General features: G+C 67.8%; 1 protein-coding gene. It reads right to left on the bottom strand.

The genetic code is table 11. The features are described from left to right. Nucleotides 1-255, bottom strand: a 255-nt coding sequence (locus tag IB265_RS36420; protein WP_192496242.1) for an amidohydrolase family protein, incomplete at both ends; no start/stop codon positions are given.

The raw sequence follows: 255 nt of genomic DNA, 5'->3' as shown, positions 1-255 counted from the left end.
GCAGCGCCGTCTCGCGGTCGAGGCAGTTGGCGCGCGGATAGAGCTGCAGGCCGCCGATGGTCTTGCCGGTCACCATCCACGACAGCGAGACCCAGGGATTGTAGGAGGCGACGCGGGTGGCATCGGTGCCGGCGGAAACGTTGACGCCCTTCTCCAGCATGCGCCTGATCGGCGGCGTCGCTTCCGCCACCCCGTGGCCGTAGCGCTCGACGAAATATTCGCCCTGATACGCCATGCGGTGCTGGGTGGCGATGC

It is taken from the genome of Ensifer sp. ENS10 (genome assembly GCF_014852025.1).
Taxonomy (GTDB): Bacteria; Pseudomonadota; Alphaproteobacteria; order Rhizobiales; family Rhizobiaceae; genus Ensifer.
This window is presented reverse-complemented; position numbering and strand designations above follow the sequence as displayed.